Annotated in this window: 23 protein-coding genes and 1 riboswitch; of the genes, 5 read left to right on the top strand and 18 right to left on the bottom strand. The window is 37.3% G+C overall.

What is annotated here, in order from left to right; translation table 11 throughout:
- Nucleotides 1-68 precede the first annotated feature (68 nt).
- From ACRX5O_RS10410 to ACRX5O_RS10400, 3 genes are read right to left on the bottom strand one after another with little or no spacing between them, the layout of a single operon-like run.
- Nucleotides 69-1,946 carry a PTS fructose transporter subunit IIABC gene (locus ACRX5O_RS10410; RefSeq protein WP_433905893.1) on the bottom strand — a complete coding sequence of 626 codons (1,878 nt, stop codon included), beginning with the start codon at nt 1,944-1,946 and terminating at the stop codon, nt 69-71.
- A gap of 12 nt (nt 1,947-1,958) precedes the next feature.
- Nucleotides 1,959-2,870: a 1-phosphofructokinase gene (gene pfkB, locus ACRX5O_RS10405; protein ID WP_433905892.1), complete on the bottom strand. Its 912-nt coding sequence runs from the start codon at nt 2,868-2,870 to the stop codon at nt 1,959-1,961.
- A complete protein-coding gene (locus ACRX5O_RS10400; protein ID WP_433905891.1) occupies nt 2,867-3,616 on the bottom strand; it encodes a DeoR/GlpR family DNA-binding transcription regulator in 750 nt (249 codons plus the stop codon). Before ACRX5O_RS10400 ends, pfkB begins: the two co-directional genes overlap by 4 nt.
- Before the next feature lie 240 nt (nt 3,617-3,856).
- Here ACRX5O_RS10400 and ACRX5O_RS10395 point away from each other — a divergent pair, with 240 nt between their 5' ends.
- Nucleotides 3,857-4,036: an H-type small acid-soluble spore protein gene (locus tag ACRX5O_RS10395; RefSeq protein WP_119708775.1), complete on the top strand. Its 180-nt coding sequence runs from the start codon at nt 3,857-3,859 to the stop codon at nt 4,034-4,036.
- A 111-nt stretch (nt 4,037-4,147) separates the two neighbouring features.
- Here ACRX5O_RS10395 and ACRX5O_RS10390 read toward each other — a convergent pair whose 3' ends face one another.
- The 3 genes from ACRX5O_RS10390 to ACRX5O_RS10380 all read right to left on the bottom strand — a co-directional run bounded on the left by ACRX5O_RS10390 (nt 4,148) and on the right by ACRX5O_RS10380 (nt 5,345).
- Nucleotides 4,148-4,378, bottom strand: a complete 231-nt coding sequence (locus ACRX5O_RS10390; protein WP_433905890.1) for a hypothetical protein — start codon at nt 4,376-4,378, stop codon at nt 4,148-4,150.
- 109 nt (nt 4,379-4,487) lie between these two features.
- Nucleotides 4,488-4,901, bottom strand: a complete 414-nt coding sequence (locus tag ACRX5O_RS10385; RefSeq protein WP_433905889.1) for a hypothetical protein — start codon at nt 4,899-4,901, stop codon at nt 4,488-4,490.
- A gap of 168 nt (nt 4,902-5,069) precedes the next feature.
- Nucleotides 5,070-5,345, bottom strand: a complete 276-nt coding sequence (locus ACRX5O_RS10380) for a hypothetical protein (protein ID WP_433905888.1) — start codon at nt 5,343-5,345, stop codon at nt 5,070-5,072.
- 103 nt (nt 5,346-5,448) lie between these two features.
- On the opposite strand from ACRX5O_RS10380, the gene ACRX5O_RS10375 reads away from it, so the two are divergent.
- Nucleotides 5,449-5,946, top strand: a complete 498-nt coding sequence (locus tag ACRX5O_RS10375; RefSeq protein WP_433905887.1) for a GNAT family N-acetyltransferase — start codon at nt 5,449-5,451, stop codon at nt 5,944-5,946.
- A 45-nt stretch (nt 5,947-5,991) separates the two neighbouring features.
- Here the strand turns inward: ACRX5O_RS10375 and ACRX5O_RS10370 are convergent, their stop codons facing one another.
- Nucleotides 5,992-6,192: a cold-shock protein gene (locus tag ACRX5O_RS10370; protein WP_251515172.1), complete on the bottom strand. Its 201-nt coding sequence runs from the start codon at nt 6,190-6,192 to the stop codon at nt 5,992-5,994.
- 222 nt (nt 6,193-6,414) lie between these two features.
- On the opposite strand from ACRX5O_RS10370, the gene ACRX5O_RS10365 reads away from it, so the two are divergent.
- Nucleotides 6,415-6,576, top strand: a complete 162-nt coding sequence (locus ACRX5O_RS10365) for a hypothetical protein (protein WP_433905886.1) — start codon at nt 6,415-6,417, stop codon at nt 6,574-6,576.
- A gap of 133 nt (nt 6,577-6,709) precedes the next feature.
- On the top strand, nt 6,710-7,336 hold the full coding sequence (locus ACRX5O_RS10360) for a LysE family transporter (protein ID WP_433905885.1): 627 nt from the start codon (nt 6,710-6,712) through the stop codon (nt 7,334-7,336).
- A 26-nt stretch (nt 7,337-7,362) separates the two neighbouring features.
- Here ACRX5O_RS10360 and ACRX5O_RS10355 read toward each other — a convergent pair whose 3' ends face one another.
- Both ACRX5O_RS10355 and ACRX5O_RS10350 read right to left on the bottom strand, forming a co-directional pair.
- Nucleotides 7,363-8,769 (bottom strand): amino acid permease, encoded by a 1,407-nt coding sequence (locus ACRX5O_RS10355; protein WP_433905884.1) that lies wholly within the window; start codon nt 8,767-8,769, stop codon nt 7,363-7,365.
- Between the two features lie 63 nt (nt 8,770-8,832).
- A complete protein-coding gene (locus ACRX5O_RS10350) occupies nt 8,833-10,074 on the bottom strand; it encodes a two-component system sensor histidine kinase NtrB (protein ID WP_433905883.1) in 1,242 nt (413 codons plus the stop codon).
- A gap of 126 nt (nt 10,075-10,200) precedes the next feature.
- Between ACRX5O_RS10350 and ACRX5O_RS10345 the strand changes: the two genes are divergently transcribed.
- Nucleotides 10,201-10,497, top strand: a complete 297-nt coding sequence (locus ACRX5O_RS10345; protein ID WP_433905882.1) for a DUF6509 family protein — start codon at nt 10,201-10,203, stop codon at nt 10,495-10,497.
- A gap of 18 nt (nt 10,498-10,515) precedes the next feature.
- Here the strand turns inward: ACRX5O_RS10345 and ACRX5O_RS10340 are convergent, their stop codons facing one another.
- The 9 genes from ACRX5O_RS10340 to ACRX5O_RS10300 all read right to left on the bottom strand — a co-directional run bounded on the left by ACRX5O_RS10340 (nt 10,516) and on the right by ACRX5O_RS10300 (nt 19,795).
- Nucleotides 10,516-10,923 (bottom strand): cytosolic protein, encoded by a 408-nt coding sequence (locus ACRX5O_RS10340; RefSeq protein WP_433905881.1) that lies wholly within the window; start codon nt 10,921-10,923, stop codon nt 10,516-10,518.
- 62 nt (nt 10,924-10,985) lie between these two features.
- Nucleotides 10,986-11,186: a cold-shock protein gene (locus ACRX5O_RS10335; RefSeq protein WP_066047955.1), complete on the bottom strand. Its 201-nt coding sequence runs from the start codon at nt 11,184-11,186 to the stop codon at nt 10,986-10,988.
- A gap of 100 nt (nt 11,187-11,286) precedes the next feature.
- Nucleotides 11,287-12,735 (bottom strand): degradosome RNA helicase CshA, encoded by a 1,449-nt coding sequence (gene cshA, locus ACRX5O_RS10330; protein WP_433905880.1) that lies wholly within the window; start codon nt 12,733-12,735, stop codon nt 11,287-11,289.
- A gap of 196 nt (nt 12,736-12,931) precedes the next feature.
- A complete protein-coding gene (locus tag ACRX5O_RS10325; protein WP_119708787.1) occupies nt 12,932-13,132 on the bottom strand; it encodes a cold-shock protein in 201 nt (66 codons plus the stop codon).
- Between the two features lie 192 nt (nt 13,133-13,324).
- Complete coding sequence (locus ACRX5O_RS10320) at nt 13,325-14,170, bottom strand: bifunctional 5,10-methylenetetrahydrofolate dehydrogenase/5,10-methenyltetrahydrofolate cyclohydrolase (RefSeq protein WP_433906106.1); 846 nt, start codon at nt 14,168-14,170, stop codon at nt 13,325-13,327.
- 73 nt (nt 14,171-14,243) lie between these two features.
- A riboswitch (ZMP/ZTP riboswitch) is annotated at nt 14,244-14,327 on the bottom strand.
- Nucleotides 14,328-14,853: 526 nt separating this feature from the next.
- Nucleotides 14,854-16,533: a glycerol-3-phosphate dehydrogenase/oxidase gene (locus ACRX5O_RS10315; RefSeq protein ID WP_433905879.1), complete on the bottom strand. Its 1,680-nt coding sequence runs from the start codon at nt 16,531-16,533 to the stop codon at nt 14,854-14,856.
- 167 nt (nt 16,534-16,700) lie between these two features.
- A complete protein-coding gene (gene glpK, locus ACRX5O_RS10310; protein ID WP_433905878.1) occupies nt 16,701-18,191 on the bottom strand; it encodes a glycerol kinase GlpK in 1,491 nt (496 codons plus the stop codon).
- 29 nt (nt 18,192-18,220) lie between these two features.
- Nucleotides 18,221-19,042, bottom strand: coding sequence for an MIP/aquaporin family protein (locus tag ACRX5O_RS10305; protein ID WP_433905877.1), 822 nt, complete (start codon nt 19,040-19,042; stop codon nt 18,221-18,223).
- 210 nt (nt 19,043-19,252) lie between these two features.
- Nucleotides 19,253-19,795 carry a glycerol-3-phosphate responsive antiterminator gene (locus ACRX5O_RS10300; RefSeq protein ID WP_430773266.1) on the bottom strand — a complete coding sequence of 181 codons (543 nt, stop codon included), beginning with the start codon at nt 19,793-19,795 and terminating at the stop codon, nt 19,253-19,255.
- Between the last annotated feature and the right edge of the window lie 170 nt (nt 19,796-19,965).

Below are 19,965 nucleotides of genomic sequence, written 5' to 3'. Positions count from 1 at the left end.
AAGTCGTACTGCTTCCAGTACGACTTTACTTTTTTATTTAACCAGTGGTACCCACTGACCTTGACGATTTATTCTTGAATTGGTTTCTTTACTAGCCCAAGTAATACTCCTGACACGATCGCTCCAGCAACGATAGCGATTAAATACATAAACCATCCGCCATCAACTAACGGCACTACGAATAATCCACCGTGTGGTGCACGTAATCCAATACCAAACATCATTGTTAATGCCCCAGCCACCGCTGAACCAGCCATTAGTGAAGGAATAACACGAAGTGGATCAGCCGCCGCAAAAGGAATAGCTCCTTCTGTGATAAAAGATAATCCCATAATATAGTTAACTTTACCTGCTTCTCTTTCTTGTTTTGTAAACTTCTTGCCAAAGAAAGTAGTAGCAATCGCAATTCCAAGTGGAGGAACCATACCTGCTGCCATAACTGCAGCCATTGGCTCATATACCCCATTTGCTAACAACCCAGTTCCAAATACATACGCAGCCTTATTAATCGGTCCACCCATATCAAATGCCATCATTAAACCTAGTACTAATCCTAGTAATACTGCATTTCCTGTACCAAGACCCGATAACCAATTAGTAATTCCTGTATTAAGCGCTCCAACTGGACCATTTACGATATAAATCATTGCAAAACCTGTAAGAGCAATACCTAGTAAAGGATATAAAAGAATCGTTTTAATACCTTCAAGAGATGATGGTAAACTTGTTAACAGCTTTTTCAGACCAACAACAATATAACCTGCTAAGAAACCTGCAATAATTCCACCTAAGAACCCTGCACCACCACTATTAGCTAATAAACCTCCAACAGCACCAGCTGCAAAGCCAGGACGATCAGCGATACTCATTGCAATAAACGCTGCTAAAATGGGAACGATAAACCCAAATGCACCACTACCACCACCGATTGTCATTAATGCTTCTGCAATTGGGTGATAAGAAGGATCTTCTGGATTAAAAGCGTTGTAACCGAACATGAAAGAGATTGCAATTAATATTCCTCCACCTACAACGAATGGAAGCATATTAGATACACCACTCATTAGGTGTTTGTAAATTGTAGCACCAACACCTTGACCTTTTTGCTCAGATGAAGTAGAAGAGGCATTCCCACTCCCCTTGAAAATTGGGGCATCTTGTTTTAGAGCTCTTTCAATAAGTTCCTTCGGTTTACGAATTCCGTCCGCTACTTTTGTTTCAATAACATGCTTACCACTAAAACGATCGGTTTCAACATTTGTATCCGCTGCAACAATTACAGCAACTGCTCTTTCAATTTCTGCAGGCGTTAAGACGTTCTTTGCTCCGCCAGAACCTCTTGTTTCAACTTTAATGTCTACACCTAGTTCAGCGGCCTTAGCCTTAAGAGAATCAGCAGCCATATACGTATGCGCAATTCCAGTTGGACAAGCAGTAACAGCAACGATAAATTTCTTTTCCCCAGACATCGTTTCCTCGTCCCCTTCCTCTTCCTGGTCGTACTGATCGATAATGTTCAAAACATCTCTTTCTGTATTAGCGTTTAATAATGCTTCTCTTACTTCATTTTTCATCAAGATAGATGAAAGTCTTGCGAGCGCTTCCAAATGAGTATTATTCGCCCCCTCTGGAGCTGCAATCATAAAGAATAAATGTGCAGGTTGACCATCCAGTGAATCGTAGTCAATTCCATTTACCGACTTACCAAACGCAATTGAAGCTGATTTAACTGCCTTCGTTTTTGCATGAGGAATGGCGATTCCTTCGCCAATTCCTGTAGTACTTTGCTCTTCACGCTTTAAAATGCCCGCCTTAAATTCTTTTGCATCCTCTAGCTTTCCAGCGCGATCTAATACATCAACGAGCTGATCAATCGCTTCAGACTTTGTTGAGCCTGAAAGGTTTAGATGAATGGTTTCTTTTGTTAAAATCTCAGTTATTTTCATCTCTTTTTCTCCTTAGAACTTTGTAATGTTAACGCTTGTATATAGTGTTTCTATCATTTCTTCCGTTGCTAAACCAATTGAAAATGCAGTTGCACTTCCAGATGCAACACTGTAACGAAACGCTTCCTCAATCTCTTTCGTGTCTTCGTATTTGGCTAGAAAGCCGGCCACCATTGAATCTCCTGCTCCAACAGAACTTTTCACTTCACCTTTTGGTACATTTGAAAGGTAAGCAACCTCACGATTTACTAACACGGCTCCTTCTCCTGCCAAGGAAACAATGACATTTTCTGCTCCCATTTCTACAAGCTTACGAGCATAAGGAACCACTTCTTCTGCAGTTGAAAAACTTGTATTAAATAATTCACCAAGTTCGTGGTGATTTGGCTTAATAAGAAAAGGTTTAAACGGTAGAACTTTCTTTAATAAATCTCCTTCTGCATCTACAACAAACTTTGTTTGGTTTAGATGGCAGATAGACACTAGTTTCTCATACGTACTTGACTCCATACTTGATGGAATGCTTCCTGCTAATACTAGAGTATCTTCTGAAGTTAATTGAGATATCTGATCCTGAAGCTTTTTAAAATCTGCTTCTGTAATGGTTGGTCCTTTTGCATTGACTTCTGTTTCGCTATTGGATTTCAACTTTACATTAATTCTCGTATCTTCATGAACCTCAACAAATTTTGTTTCAATGTCTTCATTCTGCAAATAATTCTTAATGTAAAGTCCTGTAAAACCACCAACAAAACCTAAAGCTTTACTAGGTACACCCATTCTTTTTAGTAATCTTGAAACATTTATTCCTTTTCCACCAGGAAATTTCGACTCATTTTTTGTACGATTCAAATCACCCAGTGTTAAGTCTTCTACCTCCACAATGTAATCCAGGGAAGGATTGAGTGTTACGGTGTAAATCATTCTTTCACAACCTTTATTGTCGTTTTGCTCATGTATTGATCTTGGAACTCACTGTTCAGATCATCTGTAATGATCGACGCTTCATGTAAGTCAGCAATTTTAGCGAATGCTATTTCTGAAAACTTCGATTCATCACTTAATACAAATGCTTCTCTTGAGAGAGAAATAGCTGATTGTTTAATCATTGCTTCTTCTTGATCAGGTGTGGTGTACCCAAATTGAGTATGGATTCCATTCACTCCCATAAAGCATTTGTCAAAACGGTATAGCTCTAAACTTGTTAGCGCTCCTCGACCAATAATGGCATTCGTCTTAGGTTTTGCATACCCACCGATTAGATACATTGGGATGTCTCTATCTAGTAAAGGTTTTACATGCATAAGTCCGTTTGTCACGACCACAATGTTTTTTGGTAAGTAAGGAATCATTTCCATTACTGTTGATCCTGCATCAAGAAAAATACAATCTCCTTCTTCCACTAAGTTAGAGGCATACTTGGCAATTCTTTTCTTTGGTTGAAGGTTTTTGGTGGCTTTTTCGACCATGCTCGGTTCTTGTAGCTTTCCCTGTAACCTGGCAGCACCACCATGTATTCTTTTTAAGAACTTATCATCTTCTAGTTGTGTTAAGTCCCTTCTAATCGTTGACTCTGATGAATTTGTTAAATCTACTAGGTCTTGTATTTTCACAACACCTTTTTCTTTTAATTGCTGCAAAATCAAGCGATGGCGCTCTGGTGTTAACAATGCATCACCTCATTAAAACGCTTTCTTTTTTTATTTCTTGAGTCTAGAGTACTATAACCCCTCTCGAAAATCAATCACTTTCTATCAAAATCTTTCTCAAATTATCAAAAACTATCAAAATTTCGACAAAATTCTACCATTTACCTATGAGAAAATGAAGGAATTCACTTAAAAACATTCACATGTTTTACTAACTGTTTGGGGAAAGTAGTAAATGAATTAGATAAGGAGGCTATAATTATGGATTCTAGAAGAGTAAAGCAAATATTATCATCATCAGCAGATATTCACGTGGAGTATAACGGTGCTTCTGTGTGGATTGACGAGCTGCATGAAGACGGGAAGACCGCAACCGTTCATTTGCGTGGACCATTGGAAGAAAGATCCACGGTTGATATATCTGAACTAGAAGAAGTATAATAAAAAACAACCAAAAGGACTTCAACTTATGAAGCTTTTTGGTTGTTTTATTTTACAGATTTTTATTAGGTCAAAAAAAAAAGCATCCATTCAAAATGTTGGATACTCCAATTATTTTCCTTCGGGTTGAGCCTGATTGCGCTCATTTTGGACCTTTTCATACCATAAGTGGGCATGCGAGAGCATTGTGAATAATAAAAAGAAATTCATTGCCCATACACTCACGAATGGTGCAATACCTCCAATTTCAATTGAGTGCCAACCTTTTAACTTCATCACTAAAAATGTCTCCAAAAAAACTAGAAAAAAACCACCGATCCCAGCAATAATTGTTCGAAGCATGTGACACCTCCACGATCTATACTGAATTTTGTAATAATTATAACAGTCTGTCACAAAAAGTTCAAATATTAAAAAAGGTTGAGCATATTTCTATGCCCAACCCCACTTCTTAACGATTTCTACCTGTCATATTTCCATTATTTCCGCCAAGACCGTTACGATCCTTATTGTTATCGTCATCATTAAGATCTAAATCTAAGTCATTGTCGTCATTATCATCATTAAAGATGTTGTTATCCCGATCATTTCGATCATTGTCCAGGATATTGTTATTTCGATTGTCTCGATCATTGTCAAAAATATTATTATCACGGTCATCGTTATCGTTATTAAAGATCCCATTTCCACGGTTACCGTTATTGTTGTCTAAGATTCCGTTATCATCATTTTGGTTGTATCTAACCGGTCTATAATTGACATCATCGTCGTTGTTTAAGTTGTTATCGTCCACTCCACAAGCGGACAATAAACCAAGTGTCATAAATGATGACATCGCTGTAAGAAGTACTTTATTCTTTATCATTCGTGTGACCCCCCTGATTTCATTTAGTGAAGCATCTTTAATTTGCTCTCTTCCAGGGGTTTTTAACCTACATTCCGCTTATTGTTTACTGACACATGCTCCAATATAAGGTATTCAACTTTTTGAGATATCGGGCAAAATAAAAAAGCCACCACAGTGACTTTATCACTAATTTTTCAGCTTATAAAACGTTTCAATAAAGCAGCGTGGCTCTTCTCTCACCTTATAAGGAAACAATCCTTGATTCGTATGTAAATATAGAATACCTAACTCTTTTGTCAATTTTCTAAAAGAAATATCATGAACATCCGAAAATGAAAAAGTGGAAGCAATTGTAGTAATCTTATCTTCATACATCTTTAATAATTGCTCTTCGTGTAAGACTACCTGAGTACCATCTACAATTTTTCTTGTTACAGTAAAGTATTGCTGAGTCATAATCACAAGGAAATGTACTCCTTTTTATTAATAATCATTACATTTTTATTTTCATTTACTCATTGAAAAGGTAAAATAGTACATATTTTATCTTATTGGAGGATTTACCATGCTGAAGATACGCGAAGCACATATTAATGATTTACCTATCCTTTTATCAATATATAATGAAGCCATCGTAAACACAACTGCCACCTTTGATTTGGAACCTGAATCATTAGAGAAGAGAAAAACTTGGTTTGCCAAATACGGTGGTAAATATCCACTAATTGTTTCTGAATGGCATGGTGAAGTGGTTGGTTATGGGAGCTTAAGTCCATTCCGTGAAAAACCTGCATACAATTCAACCACCGAATTATCAATCTACATATCTTCAGCGGCAAGGGGCTTAGGGATTGGCACTGCACTAATGTCTGAGTTAATTGCTAGAGCAAAAGAACACGGATTCCATACAATGATTGGAGGGATAACGGCAGGAAACGAAGGAAGTATTGCCTTACATAAGAAGTTTGGATTTACATTGGCAGGACATTTTAAAGAGGTTGGGTTTAAATTCGATGATTGGCAGGATGTTCTTTTCTATCAACTCATCCTTCCAACCGAGTAGGAGAAAAACTCTGAGAAAGGCTAGGACTAGCCTTTCTCTATCATATTAATATGACTTACTTGGGTTGTTTAACACTTCTATGATTTTCGTTGATTGCTTCATTTCACTATGACATAAGGGGCAGCTTGGGCTTTCGGTGCTTTTAAAATTGTCACGAATCCAACACTTGCAACTTTCTGATGAGCAAACCCACACCTTTGTTTCTTCTTTCACAACTTCTTCTTGATTTTTTCTTCCGAATCCCATATTTCCCCTCCTAAAAGTAGCTAAATAATAAAAAATCCAGCTATTATAAAAAAGAAGACCAATCTATCACCCTTTTTATAATAATTGGATTTTCTATTCCGCTTTTTATCCATTAATTAGATTATACCACTGTTGTGAAAATTTGTATAGAAAACATTTTCCCAATAAATACTACGAAAGTGTATATACTAACATTACATTGTATAAGAAAGGAGACTACTAATGGATTATAGAAAGCAGAATAACTTCCAAATTCCTGATAAAAAGCAAACGAATAGTTACGGGATTGAAGAGGAGATGAGTCTTCAATCTATTCAATTTGCAACAACTCTTAATACTTACCTAAATGAACGAATAGATTCGGAATACCAAGAGAACGACTAACCCCTATTCCCTTCAACATAACCCTGTTGAGGGGACTTTTTTTCTGAATTCACATTTATCTTTTTGTCGTACAAGCAATCCTTCATGAATACAATGTGTACGAGCAGTTGTATTTGATTGGAGGGAATTTGCTTTGGGTGTATTTTTCAGTTATGTGCTACTAGGTTTATCACTTGCTGCTCCAATTGGTCCCATTAATGCTGCACAAATGGATAAAGGCATTAAACATGGCTTTTTGAACGCGTGGGTGCTAGGCCTAGGGTCTGTAATAGCAGACATTTTTTATATGCTACTCGTTTTTTTAGGATTTTCTCAGTTTATTGAAATTCCTATAGTAAAAATATTTTTATGGTTATTCGGATTTTTTGTATTGGTCTACACAGGTGTGGAGGGGTTAATAGGTGCTGGAAAAATTGTACTTAGCAATGGAAACAGGGATGCATCTTTATCCAAATCCTTCATCACTGGGTTTTTCATGTCCATTTCTAATCCGCTAACTATTTTATTTTGGTTAGGTATATATGGGTCAGTATTAGCAAAAACGGCAACCATGTACGAACACACAGAGCTATTATACTTTAGCAGTGCCATCATTTTAGGACTTGTCATTTGGGACGTGTGTATGGCAGCAGTTGCAAGTAGCTTTAGGAAATTACTCACAACAAAACTGCTAACAATAATCACGATCATCTCTTCTATATCCTTAATTGGTTTCGGCTTATATTTCGGGTTTGAAGCGTTAAAAATCTTTATGAACTAATCTAAAAGCCCCTAATAAAAAGGGGCTTATTGCCGTTTACGATAGTGTCGATGGCTTTTTATCTTACCATTGTGTGTGTTGATTTTTCTCTTTTTAGCCCGATCTTTCACAAAATGGGAGATGATGTCAGCGCAAATGATTATAAGCACGATTAACAGACTGACAAATAATCCAGGTCGGGAAGAAGCATGTAATAAAGTGCCTGAAATGGCTAAAAGGATAAGCCCCATCCCAATAAACCTTTTGATATGGTCCCAGCGAGAAAAAGTAATGAGACGCGGAGCTGAAAATAAAACTAGGATCCAATTGTATAAAAGCATTAGTCCAGCTGCCGTTGTAATATATTCATAAATGGAATCCGGCATCAAACGTGCAGTGACTATGGAAGCAACTAAACCTGATATCGTGACCATTAAAGCTATTGGAGGTACTTTTAATTTCCCTTGCTTCGCTAGTAATTTTGGAGCATCATGGTCGTCTGCCATTGTTACTAACATCGTTGTTATAGCGAATAACGATGCTGCCATGGTCGAGAAACCCGCAATAATAAGAGCCCCATTAAACACATGAGGGACAAACCCTAAGTTGGCATATTCATGAAGAGCACTAACAAATGGACTTTTTTTATCGGAATGTTCTTGCCACGGAATCATTGTAACAGCTAGAAATATTGATATGAGGTAAATGATCGTTAAGACGATGAGCATGATTTTCCCTGCTTTTGGAGCATCATCTTTGTTCTTTAAACGTGTGGCCATAATCCCCATAATCTCTATTCCGCCAAAAGCGTAAAATCCGAAAATTAGAGCAGACCATAAGCCTTTTAATCCATTTGGTAATATTTCATTTTTGGTATTAGGGAAATGATCAAACCCCTTTTGACCGTCAATAACCCCAGTTAAAGCAAGAATTGCAATAATTATAAACATTAAAATAGCTGAAATCTTAATCACACCGAGGAGATTTTCTATTTTTTCGAACCCTTTATTACCTAGAAGAACAACAACAATACCTAGAACGGCATAAAAAGCGGAAAATACCCATAAAGGGATATTCGGAAACCAAAATTTCGTAAAGATTGAAAGAGCTGTAAGTTGACTTCCAGTAATGAGCATTTCTGACATCCAATATACCCATCCACTTGTAAACCCAGCCCATGGACCAAATGCCTTTTTCGCATATGCCCGAAATGATCCTTTTTGAGGGTCTTGAGCGGACATTCTTCCGAGTGAGTCATAAACAATATAAGTCCCTATCCCTGCAATTAGAAAAGCCAATAGGACCACTGGACCAGCCATTTGAATCCCGATGCTTGACCCTAAAAAGAAGCCCGTACCGATAATACACCCGACTCCAATTAAGGATAACGCATACCAGGAAAGTCCCTCTTCGTTTCCTTTTGTCTTTTTATCCACATAATTCTCCCCTTTCATTACCTATTGTTCGATGAACAGGAAAGAGTTATGTATCTATAAACAAAATGTTTTTAAGTATGATTAGAGAGGTACCCTTCCTGTATAAACAGGTAAATAAATAAGAAAGCGGGTTCCTAAAGGACTGCTTTTAACATTCATTGTTCCATGATAGTTTTCAATAATTTTTTTTGAAACAGAGAGACCTAATCCAGTTCCCTCATCCTTTGTCGTAAAAAAAGGATCAAATACATGTTGGAGTAAGTTAGGGGCTATTCCAACACCATTATCAACAAATTCAATGAATATATTTGGCCCTATCAGTTCTGTTGAAATTGTGATTTCCATTGTGCTATCATTTTTGGCTTGCAAGGAGTTTCGATATAAATTAGAGAAGACCTGAAACAACTCTTCTCGATCACCTACAAAGAAACTATTTGCAGATGCCTCACTAATTTTATATGTAATATCAACATTATGAAGCAGTGCATCACTGTTGAGAAAATGACCAAGATAATCGATAAAGAAATCTTTTACCTCCAAAATCTCTCTCTTAACCGTACCAGGCTTCGAAATACGCAGAAAATCGGTTATAATCTTGTTTGCTCGATCAATCTCTGGAATAAGAAGTGACTGAAACATCTCCGCAGTCTCCTGATCTACTCTCCCCTGTAGTAATTGTAAATATCCTCTTACAGTCGTTAAAGGATTTCGAATTTCATGAGCAATTCCTGCTGCTATTCTACTAGCTAAAGTTTGTTTTTCTGCTTCCTTAATATGATTTAAGAAGCGAAATACACCTACAACACGTTCTATCCTTCCTTCTGAGTTTTTAATAAGTCTTGTATTAATAATACCGTAATTTTTATCTAATATTTCTTGATTGACAATTGGCTTACCTGTTCGTAACGTTTCAAGCATTTTGATTTGTTCATCCGGAATCTGGAGTAGCTCTCGCAAATGCTTGCCAACTACACTTTCTCGATCCACATGTAAATCGATAGCGGCCTGCGCATTGCAAAGAGTAACTATCCCCTCAGAATTAATAAACACAATATGATGTGGAACTACATCTAATATCTCATTTAAAAATATCTCAATTTCTTCAAAAGGAATCATAGGAGTAGAAGTAATCTTTAGCTCTCTAGTTGTTGCAGTTGAATCTTTATTAAAATCAATGTTCTCAATCTTATTCTTTATAAGCTCCATTCTTAATTCCGGGTCAGTATATGTAAAAGAAAAAGGCAATAAAGACACAAACCTTTTGTAAAAAGACAATTCTTGCTTTAATTGTTCCATTTCCTTTAAGTTATGATTAATTGTCAAATGAAACTCTCCTAGCATATAACGTTCTTTCCTATTATTATACGCTTAGTTCCATTTGATGAAAACTGCTTTTCCATCCTACAAAATAAGGGTATACTAAAAAAAGTTACAATCAGGAGGTAAAAGATGAATTATACAGAATATACAGTTGAAAGAGTTGAAGACCCATTCAACATATTATCAGGAAATCGATATGAATTCTTGATCGATTTTAATGTGGACGAAGAGGATGAATTGTTCCGAGAACAAGGGCTAAAGTTGAAGGTCCTATATGTTGTAGACGAGAATGGTCCACGTGTTTCACATTATCACATATTAGAATCTGACACAGAAAAAGTGTTAGAATTTGACTTAGAAGATGAAGAGTTAGTAATGCTTCAATCATTTTGTAAAGAGCATTACCTAGAAGCAGAAGAGGAGTAAAAAGAGCAATCGCTCTCTTTACTCCTCTTCTACTTTCTTGCCATCTTCAATAATGTGATACATTAAATGTGCTAAATGGTGAATGGGCCCATACTCTTCTTCAGCCTCTTCCCGCTCAACACCCTCTTCATTGTACTCTAAATCATTTAATTGAAGTGCTGCAAATTGATAAAAATCCTTAAGCTCAAACGAATAGCAACCACTTGGTTCTTCACTTTCTTCTTCATAGTGAAGAACCAAATACGATTCTTTTCCTTCTTTATCAACTGCATCAAAATAAACAAAAAACCCGATATTTGTATCTAATTCGAATAAATGACGCGTACCACCTTCTGTTGCTAGGTGAAAATCTTCTTCATTCAATTTATTAACTACCATCTTATCCACTTGATCTTCTTTATGAAAATTTACTGTGAATGATTTCATATTGAACCTCCTATTTGTTTCAGGCACAAAAAAGAGCTCTAAAAAGAGCTCTATTGGATCCATTAGATTTTATTAACATTAACAGCTTGTGGTCCACGCTGTCCTTGTTCGATATCAAAGCTAACTTCTTGACCTTCATCAAGAGACTTGAAGCCTTCGCTTTGAATTGCTGAGTAATGTACGAATACATCCTCTCCACCTTCAACCTCAATAAATCCAAAACCTTTTTCTGAGTTAAACCATTTTACTTTACCAGTTGCCATGTAAAAAATCCTCCTAAAATTCAAAAGCTCTTATTAATGATACCATGTATCACATTTATATATTGCCTATTTTTTTGAATTTCAATCATAAAAATAGAAATTATTTTTGTTTTGCTGGTTTTCTGTTACGAGATCCTCTATCATCTCTACGATCTTTGCTTCGGAAATCCTTGCTTCTTCCGCGATCATTCGAGCGTGTACGGTCTCTAAAACCAGACTTCGGTTTACGTGAACGAATTGGTTCTACCGCTGTTAGTTTGATTGGAGTAACATCAGGTTCCTTAGTTAAAAGCTTTAATGTTGCAGCTAGTACCGTTACAGAATCAATATCTTCTAATAACGACTCAGCGGCACGTTTGTAATCAGAGTAATCATTATTTTCAATTACCTTCATAATTTTGTTAATTGTAGCTTCTTGGTTTCCAGCGATTACATCTTTATAAGAAGGAATTGGTTTTTTAACCATCTTTTTCTTTGTTACTTGCTCAATAATTTTCAAATGATCAAGTTCGCGTGGGGAAACGAATGTATAAGCTAGACCTTTCTTCCCAGCACGTCCTGTACGACCAATTCGGTGTACATAGCTTTCTGGATCCTGCGGAATATCAAAATTGTACACGTGTGAAACCCCACTAATATCCAGACCACGAGCAGCTACATCAGTTGCTACCATGATTTCAATTGTTCCATCCTTAAAGCGACGAATGACTTGGTCACGTTTTGACTGCGGAATATCACCATGGATTCCTTCAGCTGAGTAACCACGCTTGATCAACCCTTCAACTACTTCATCTACACGCTTTTTCGTACGGCCAAAAACAATTGCAAGCTCTGGAGATTCAATGTCGAGTAAACTAGTTAATACATCAAACTTTTGCTTTTCATGTGTTTCAAGATAAAATTGTTCAATATTTGTGACTGTCATTTCCTTTGCTTTCACTTTTACAAGCTCAGGATTTTTCATGAATTTTTCTGCAAGAGTTTGAATTCTCTTGGGCATTGTCGCTGAGAAAAGTAATGTCTGACGTTCCTCAGGAATATCACTTAAAATTCTTTCGATATCTTCGATGAAGCCCATATTTAGCATTTCATCTGCTTCATCTAGAACAACCATTTTAATATTATTTAGACGAATTGTTCTTCTGTCTAGATGGTCAATTAGTCGTCCAGGTGTTGCAGCAATGATCTGTGGTCGGTTTTTTAATGATCGAATTTGACGATTAATATCTTGACCACCATAAATCGGAAGTGTACGAATTCCTTTTACTTGCCCAATTCGGTTTAATTCTTCAGCTACCTGAACTGCTAGTTCACGTGTAGGAGCTAATACAAGACCTTGAATACCCTCTTGTAAATCCATCTTTTCTAGTAATGGAACACCAAACGCTGTTGTTTTTCCTGTTCCTGTTTGTGCTTGCCCAATCATGTCTCTTCCTTGAAGAGCGATCGGAATCGCTTGTGCTTGTATCGGTGTTGGTTCTTCAAATCCCATATTTGATACTGCTTTTTGTAATTCACTACTTAGACCAAAATCTGAAAATGTTGTCAAAGTTATTTTTCCTCCTTAATTTTAAACACCTATATCATTATTTTGTACTTAGAATTATATTTTAAAGTTTTTTTTGTAATTTTTTTTGAGTGAAGGAATGATCGCGAGAGAATAAAACGGAGTTAATTATCATGGTTTCATTCCAAAGAAAAAGGTGATGCTTATATCAATGCATCACCTTAAATGACTCAATATATTAAGCTTTTTGAACGTTAGAAGCTTGTGGTCCACGGTTGCCTTCAACGATTTCGAAAGTAACTTCTTGGCCTTCTTCTAAAGTTTTGAAGCCTTCTGATTGGATTGCTGAGAAGTGTACGAATACATCTTGACCTTCAGCTGATTCGATGAATCCGAAACCTTTTTCTGCATTAAACCATTTTACTTTACCTGTGTTCATGTGTAAAACCTCCAAAAAATTGTTCACCATAAGTACTAAATATATAGATCAAAAACGTAAAAAGCCGTAACAAGCAAGGAAGGGAAGAAAATCGACCACATCCTGCAGTTACGACCACTTAACCAAAAATATATACCGAACTTTATAGCGTTATATTCATATTAATCGAATATGAAGAATAAGTCAAGAAGATTAAATGGATTGAACTACTTCATTTTCTACTTTTGACTGCAACGTGCGTTCTGCTGAATCAACTGTATGTTTTAAAAGCATAGCAATCGTTACTGGACCAACCCCACCAGGAACTGGTGTAATAGCGGATGCTTTCTCAAAACAAGAATCGTATTCTACATCTCCAATGTTTCCTGGGTTATAGCCAGCATCTAAGATCACAGAACCTTCCTTCACCCATTCACCCTTAATAAAGTTAGGCTTACCAACTGCAGCAACAACAATATCAGCTTGTTTCACAATGTCTGGTAAGTTGTTAGTATATGAATGGCATGTAGTTACGGTTGCATTTTCATTTAAAAGGAGTGCTGATACTGGTTTACCAAGAATAGGACTTCTCCCTACAACTACTGCATGCTTTCCTTGTACCGGAATTCCGTATTCCTTAATAATGGTTAAAATAGCAGCTGGTGTACAAGAAGGAAACACACCAAACCCTAATGCTGTTTGTCCATAACCAAAGCTAGTAACACCGTCAACATCCTTTTCAATGCTGATTGTATCGAACGCTTTTCTTTCATCCACTTGCTTAGGTACTGGGTGCTGAAGTAGAATGCCATTTACATTTTCATCGTTATTTAATTCAGTAATTGTGGCCAAAAGCTCCTCAGTAGTTGTGGTAGCAGGCAAATGAATTTTTTTCGATACAATCCCTAATTTCTCACATGCATTTCCCTTCATCTTCACATATGTGGCAGAAGAAGGATCATCACCAACGAGAATGGTAGCCAAACAAGGAGTAACTCCCGCTTCCTTGAGCTTTTCCACTCTTTCCTTAAGAGAATTTTTGACTTTGTTTGCTACCATCTGACCATCCAAAATAACAGGTTTCGTCACGTTAACCCCTCCATATATTAGAAAAAGAGACAGACCTACGCCTTCTCTCTGCCCAGACGACCGGCTTAACAGCGACGCAGCTCCCCTGTGGTTGCTTCCACATTTGTCGTCAGTTACTGCGATTTTTTATAAACTTTGTTAATTCATGCTTATTATATTCTTAAAACACATATATTTCAACCAAAATAATATATCAACGTTCGGGTTTTTCTTATGTATATAGAAAACGGACAACTATTGTTGTCCGTTAAGAAAACTCTTTTGAGATATAATTGGCTGTAGTAATTTACCTAAAACAATGAAAGCCCTACCTCTCTTCCATCCTTACGGTTCCTAGACCGCGCCAGTGTGAATCAGGCCCTGTAATTCTTCAGGGAATGACACTCTTGTAAACTTAACTCTAAATCATTTGTTTGGAAATGAGTAAATAAAGTGAAAATACGAAAAAAAAGAAGGATTGTTGGGGAAACCGTCTAATGTAATTTTCTAATGGTATCATGGAATACCATTCTGAAGAGTATCAATTGTATTACAAACATATTTCTTGTTGAAGTTTATTTTATTGTATAAATAACAATCCACCTCAAAAGAGCAACAGAATTCATTGTATAACATTTTTTTACTTTTGTCAAAAAAGCTCCCCATAAGGAGAGCTATGCTAGCTTTTCACTAGTTTGATCATCAATGGGAACAGTTGCATATAACACTTCAATTTCCAATTCCTTTTGATACTTCTGTTGGATCTCTTTATTCCAGTCAAGTTCTTCAGCCATGAAATCCAACACTTGGTCTTTATATGTTTTTACCGTATTTATATCAAAAAGAAGGGCCCCAGTTCTCCGATTGAAAAAGTCAATAGGTGAATACGCCATTTCATGATCGATTGCGTACTTTAATTGCGCAAATAAAGTTACAGGGATTTGATATTTTCTTGCTTCCTCTTTATTTTTTTGGATAATCTCCAGTAGGAAAGGCACGTTGGAGCCATACATTTTTATCAATTTCGTTGCTTCTTCGGGTGATAATCCTACTTCATTTCCCTTTTTGACTTGATTAGAAATATACATATTAAATCCTGTACTCCCCCCAACATCGCCTCCAGAAATAGGATAATCCTTGGTGCGACAACTTGAGAACTCCTCTCCTGATTCTTCATTATATTTTTTTGCTAATAAGTCAACAACTGTCTCCGCCATTTTTCTATAGCCTGTTAACTTTCCACCTGCAATTGTAATCAACCCTGACTTTGATTCCCATATTTCGTCTTTTCTTGAAATTTCAGAAGGATTTTTTCCTTCCTCCCAAATTAATGGTCTAACTCCAGCCCAATTCGATTCAATATCATCAGCTGAAATCTGAACCGTAGGAAACATATAGTTGATACTAGCAATAATATAGTCTCGGTCGCTTTTGGTCATTCTAGGTTGGACAATGGACTCGTCATAGAATGTATCAGTCGTACCTACATAAGTTTTTCCATCCCTAGGAATAGCGAATACCATTCTACCGTCAGGTGTATCAAAGTAAATGGCCTGCTTGAGAGGAAATCTTTCTTGATTAACAACAATATGCACACCTTTGGAAAGCTTTAGCACTTTCCCAGCTTTGGATCGGTCAAGTTCTCGAATACTATCTACCCAAGGACCAGCAGCATTAATCACTTTCTTTGCCAGAATTTCATATGATTCACCAGTAATGAAATCACTTACCTTCGCGCCGACAATTTTACCATGCTCATAGACGAGTTTTTCGACCTTTGTATAATTGACCGCACATGCACCGTTGTCTACAGCTGCCTTCATGACTTCGATTGTAAGCCTTGCATCATCCGTACGATATTCGACATAGTAACCGCCACCCTTTAACCCATCCTGCTTCACAAGCGGTTCCTTTGTTAAGGTTTCATTTGCTGAGAACATCACTCTTCTCTCTGATTTTTTAACTCCCGCTAAAAAGTCATAAACACGTAACCCTACAGAGGTACTAAACTTCCCAAATGTCCCGCCTTGATGAAAAGGAAGCAGCATCCACTCTGGCGTAGTTACATGTGGGCCATTCTCATATACAATGGCTCTTTCCTTACCAACCTCAGCCACCATTTTCACATGAAATTGTTTTAAATACCGCAATCCACCATGAACAAGTTTTGTTGAACGACTGGAAGTACCAGCAGAAAAATCTTGCATATCAACAACCGCTGTTTTCATTCCGCGAAGGGAGGCATCTAGTGCAATTCCAGCACCTGTGATTCCACCACCAATAACTAAGACATCATAATGTTTTGTTGAAAGTTCAGTTACTAGATATTTTCTTTGTTTATTTGAAAATCTCATCCCTGTTTCCCCCTACTTCTTATTAGAGTGAATAAAAAAGACCACAAAATGCACTATCCTTAAAGATAATGATTTTGTGGTCTCTCCGATTCTCCAACCTGAATTATTAACTTGCTATTATTATACCAAACTGTATGTCACTGGTAAACATTAATCACATCAATATATTATTTAAATGCCATTGCTGCATGAACAGCCTTTTTCCATCCAGAATAAAGCTCTTCTCTTTTATCAGAATCCATTTTCGGTTCAAAAGCACGGTCCACTGCCCATTGCTTAGCAATATCCTCTCTGCTTTCCCAATAACCAACCGCTAATCCAGCTAAGTAAGCAGCACCTAGTGCGGTCGTTTCATTTACTTTTGGTCTTTCCACTGGTACGTTCAAAATATCCGATTGGAAGCTCATCAAGAAGTCATTCTTAACAGCCCCGCCATCTACTCTTAACGCTTTAAGTTCAATACCGGAATCCGCTTCCATGGCAGAAAGAACATCCTTTGTTTGATAAGCTAAAGATTCTAGAGTAGCACGGACAAAATGCTCTTTTGAAGTTCCTCTTGTTAACCCAAACACCGCACCACGAACATCGCTATCCCAATAAGGTGTACCTAATCCAACGAAAGCTGGAACAACATAAACTCCTTCCGTTGATTCTACTTTTGACGCGTAGCTTTCACTATCCGCAGCATTCTTTAACATTCTAAGTCCATCTCGAAGCCATTGAATGGCAGAGCCCGCTACAAAGATACTTCCCTCTAACGCATACTCAACTTTTCCATCAACACCCCACGCTAACGTAGTCAGTAAGCCATTGTCTGATTTCACTGCCTTTTCACCCGTGTTCATGAGCATAAAGCAGCCTGTTCCATACGTATTTTTAGCCATCCCTTCACCAAAACAAGCTTGACCAAACAAGGCAGCCTGTTGGTCTCCAGCAATCCCCGCAATCGGAACCTCTTGCCCAAAGAAATGATAATCAACCGTATGTGCATACACTTCTGAGGACGGACGAACTTCAGGAAGCATGGATTTTGGAACTGATAAAATTTCAAGAAGCTCCTCATCCCATTTCAAATCGTAAATATTATACATTAATGTACGAGACGCATTCGAGTAATCGGTAACATGAGCTTTCCCACCAGATAACTTCCATACGAGCCACGTATCTATTGTTCCAAAAAGGAGTTTCCCTTGATCTGCCTTTTCACGTGCACCTTCTACATTTTCGAGAATCCATTTTACCTTTGTTCCTGAGAAATAAGCATCGATAAGAAGACCTGTTTTATCACGGAAAAGATCATTGTATCCTTTTGCTCTTAACTCATCACATATTCCACTTGTTTGTCTCGATTGCCAAACAATTGCATTGTAGACTGGAAGACCTGTTTCCTTATCCCAGACTACAGCTGTCTCACGTTGGTTTGTTATCCCCAATCCAGCAATTTGCTCAGGTTTTACATTCGATTCGGACATAACACTCGCAATAACAGCTAATATAGACCCCCAAATTTCGCTCGCATTATGTTCGACCCAACCTGGCTTAGGAAAAATTTGAGTAAATTCCTTCTGAGCTACGTGGACGATTTCTCCCTCTTTGTTAAACAAAATCGCTCTCGAGCTTGTTGTACCTTGATCCAAAGATAAGATGTACTTTTCCATTAAAAGTTCCCCCTAATAATAGATTAAATTTAAGCTGCTTGTGAGGCAGTCGAATTACTTGATTGTTTTTTACCAAAAACATATGATAATGAAAGAACGACTATTGAAGCGCCTACTACCGGCCAAGTGTAGGAACCTGCTTCTCCTAGAAAGACTGTTTCGTAGAAAACTGCTCCTAATGCACCACCAAGAATTGGGCCAACAACTGGAATCCAGGAATAGGCCCAGTTCGAACCACCCTTACCTGGGATGGGAAGTAGAAAATGCGCAATTCTTGGACCTAGATCACGAGCGGGGTTAATCGCATACCCGGTGGTTCCTCCAAGTGACATCCCAATTACCACAATTAAAAGACCCACTGCAATTGGATTAAGTCCTTCTGTGAAATTATTTGCTCCGATAAATAATAATCCTAATACTAAAATAAAAGTACCGAACATCTCACTAAATACGTTTGAGAAAGTATGAGGAATTGCAGGACCAGTTGCAAATACACCTAGCTTCGTTCCAGGGTCTTCTGTACCTTTCCAATGAGGAAAATAATGTAAGAATACTAAACTAGCTCCTATTATAGCACCAAGCAATTGAGCAATTATGTAACTCGGTACATCTGCCCAAGGAAAACTTCCATTCACCGCAAGCGCAACCGTTACAGCAGGATTTAAATGTGCACCACTAATAGAGCCTACTGCAAAAACAGCCATGGTTACCGCTAGCCCCCACGCTAGAGTAATCACAATCCAGCCAGGATTGTTAGAGTAACTCCCCTTTAGAGAAGAACCCGCTCCAATTCCCGCTCCAAACACAATCAAAATCATTGTTCCAACCACTTCTCCTAAAAACGGCGACATACACATACCCCTTTCTTTTTTATAAATTTCAAGCCAACACTTTGAAACATCAAAAAAGACCCACGACAGAATACACCATTTAGGCAATCTGCGTGAGTCTCCTATTCTCCGTCACAAATGATTAACTTGTATTTACAGTATATAAATGTTTGAAAACGCTGTCAATAACTATATGAAAAAATTGCTAAAATTCACAAACATTTTAGTAGATTAGTATAAGTTCCATAGTTCCTTTTTTGAAGTTGTTATAGACGTAGCACCTGCCTTTAATGCATTATCCACCTCATCAAACGTACGAATAAGACCCCCAGCAAAAATGGGAGTATCAAGTCTATTTTTTACTTCTTTTATCATCCAGGGCATAGCTCCTGGAAGGACTTCAATATAATCTGGCTTCGTTTTATTCACTAGCTTATAGCTCTTTTCTAGTGCATGGGAATCAATTAAAAAAATTCTTTGAACTGCAATTACCCCTTTTTGTTTTGCTTTTAAAATGACACTTGATTTGGTAGAGATTATTCCATACGGCTTAATTTCCTGACAAATATATTCTGTTCCATAATCATCATTTTTCAGACCATGAATCATATCAACATGGTAGATCATGTCCTTCCCATGTGCCTTAGCTAATTGATTAATATTTTTCAACTGGGCGATATGCGTTTCAAGGAACACCCCTACTCGATACGAGCTTTTTAAGAATAACTCAAAATCCTTTAAATTTGATGATGCTGGCAATATTTTTTGGTCCATCCTCTCACATCCTTATCTATTATCTTATTTTGTATATACGTAATTCTCAAGGACTTTTTATGCAAATAAGAAAAAGTCAACCTTTGTTTAAACTGTACCCGATAGAGTAGACACTGAAAAAAGGTCTGCCCTATCGGGTACTTTTATGTATAATGAAAAAAAATGTGGGA

Source organism: Robertmurraya mesotrionivorans (assembly GCF_050971805.1).
Classification (GTDB): Bacteria; Bacillota; Bacilli; order Bacillales; family Cytobacillaceae; genus Robertmurraya_A.
The sequence above is the reverse complement of the archived record's forward strand: the minus strand, read 5'-3'. Positions and strand labels throughout refer to the sequence as shown.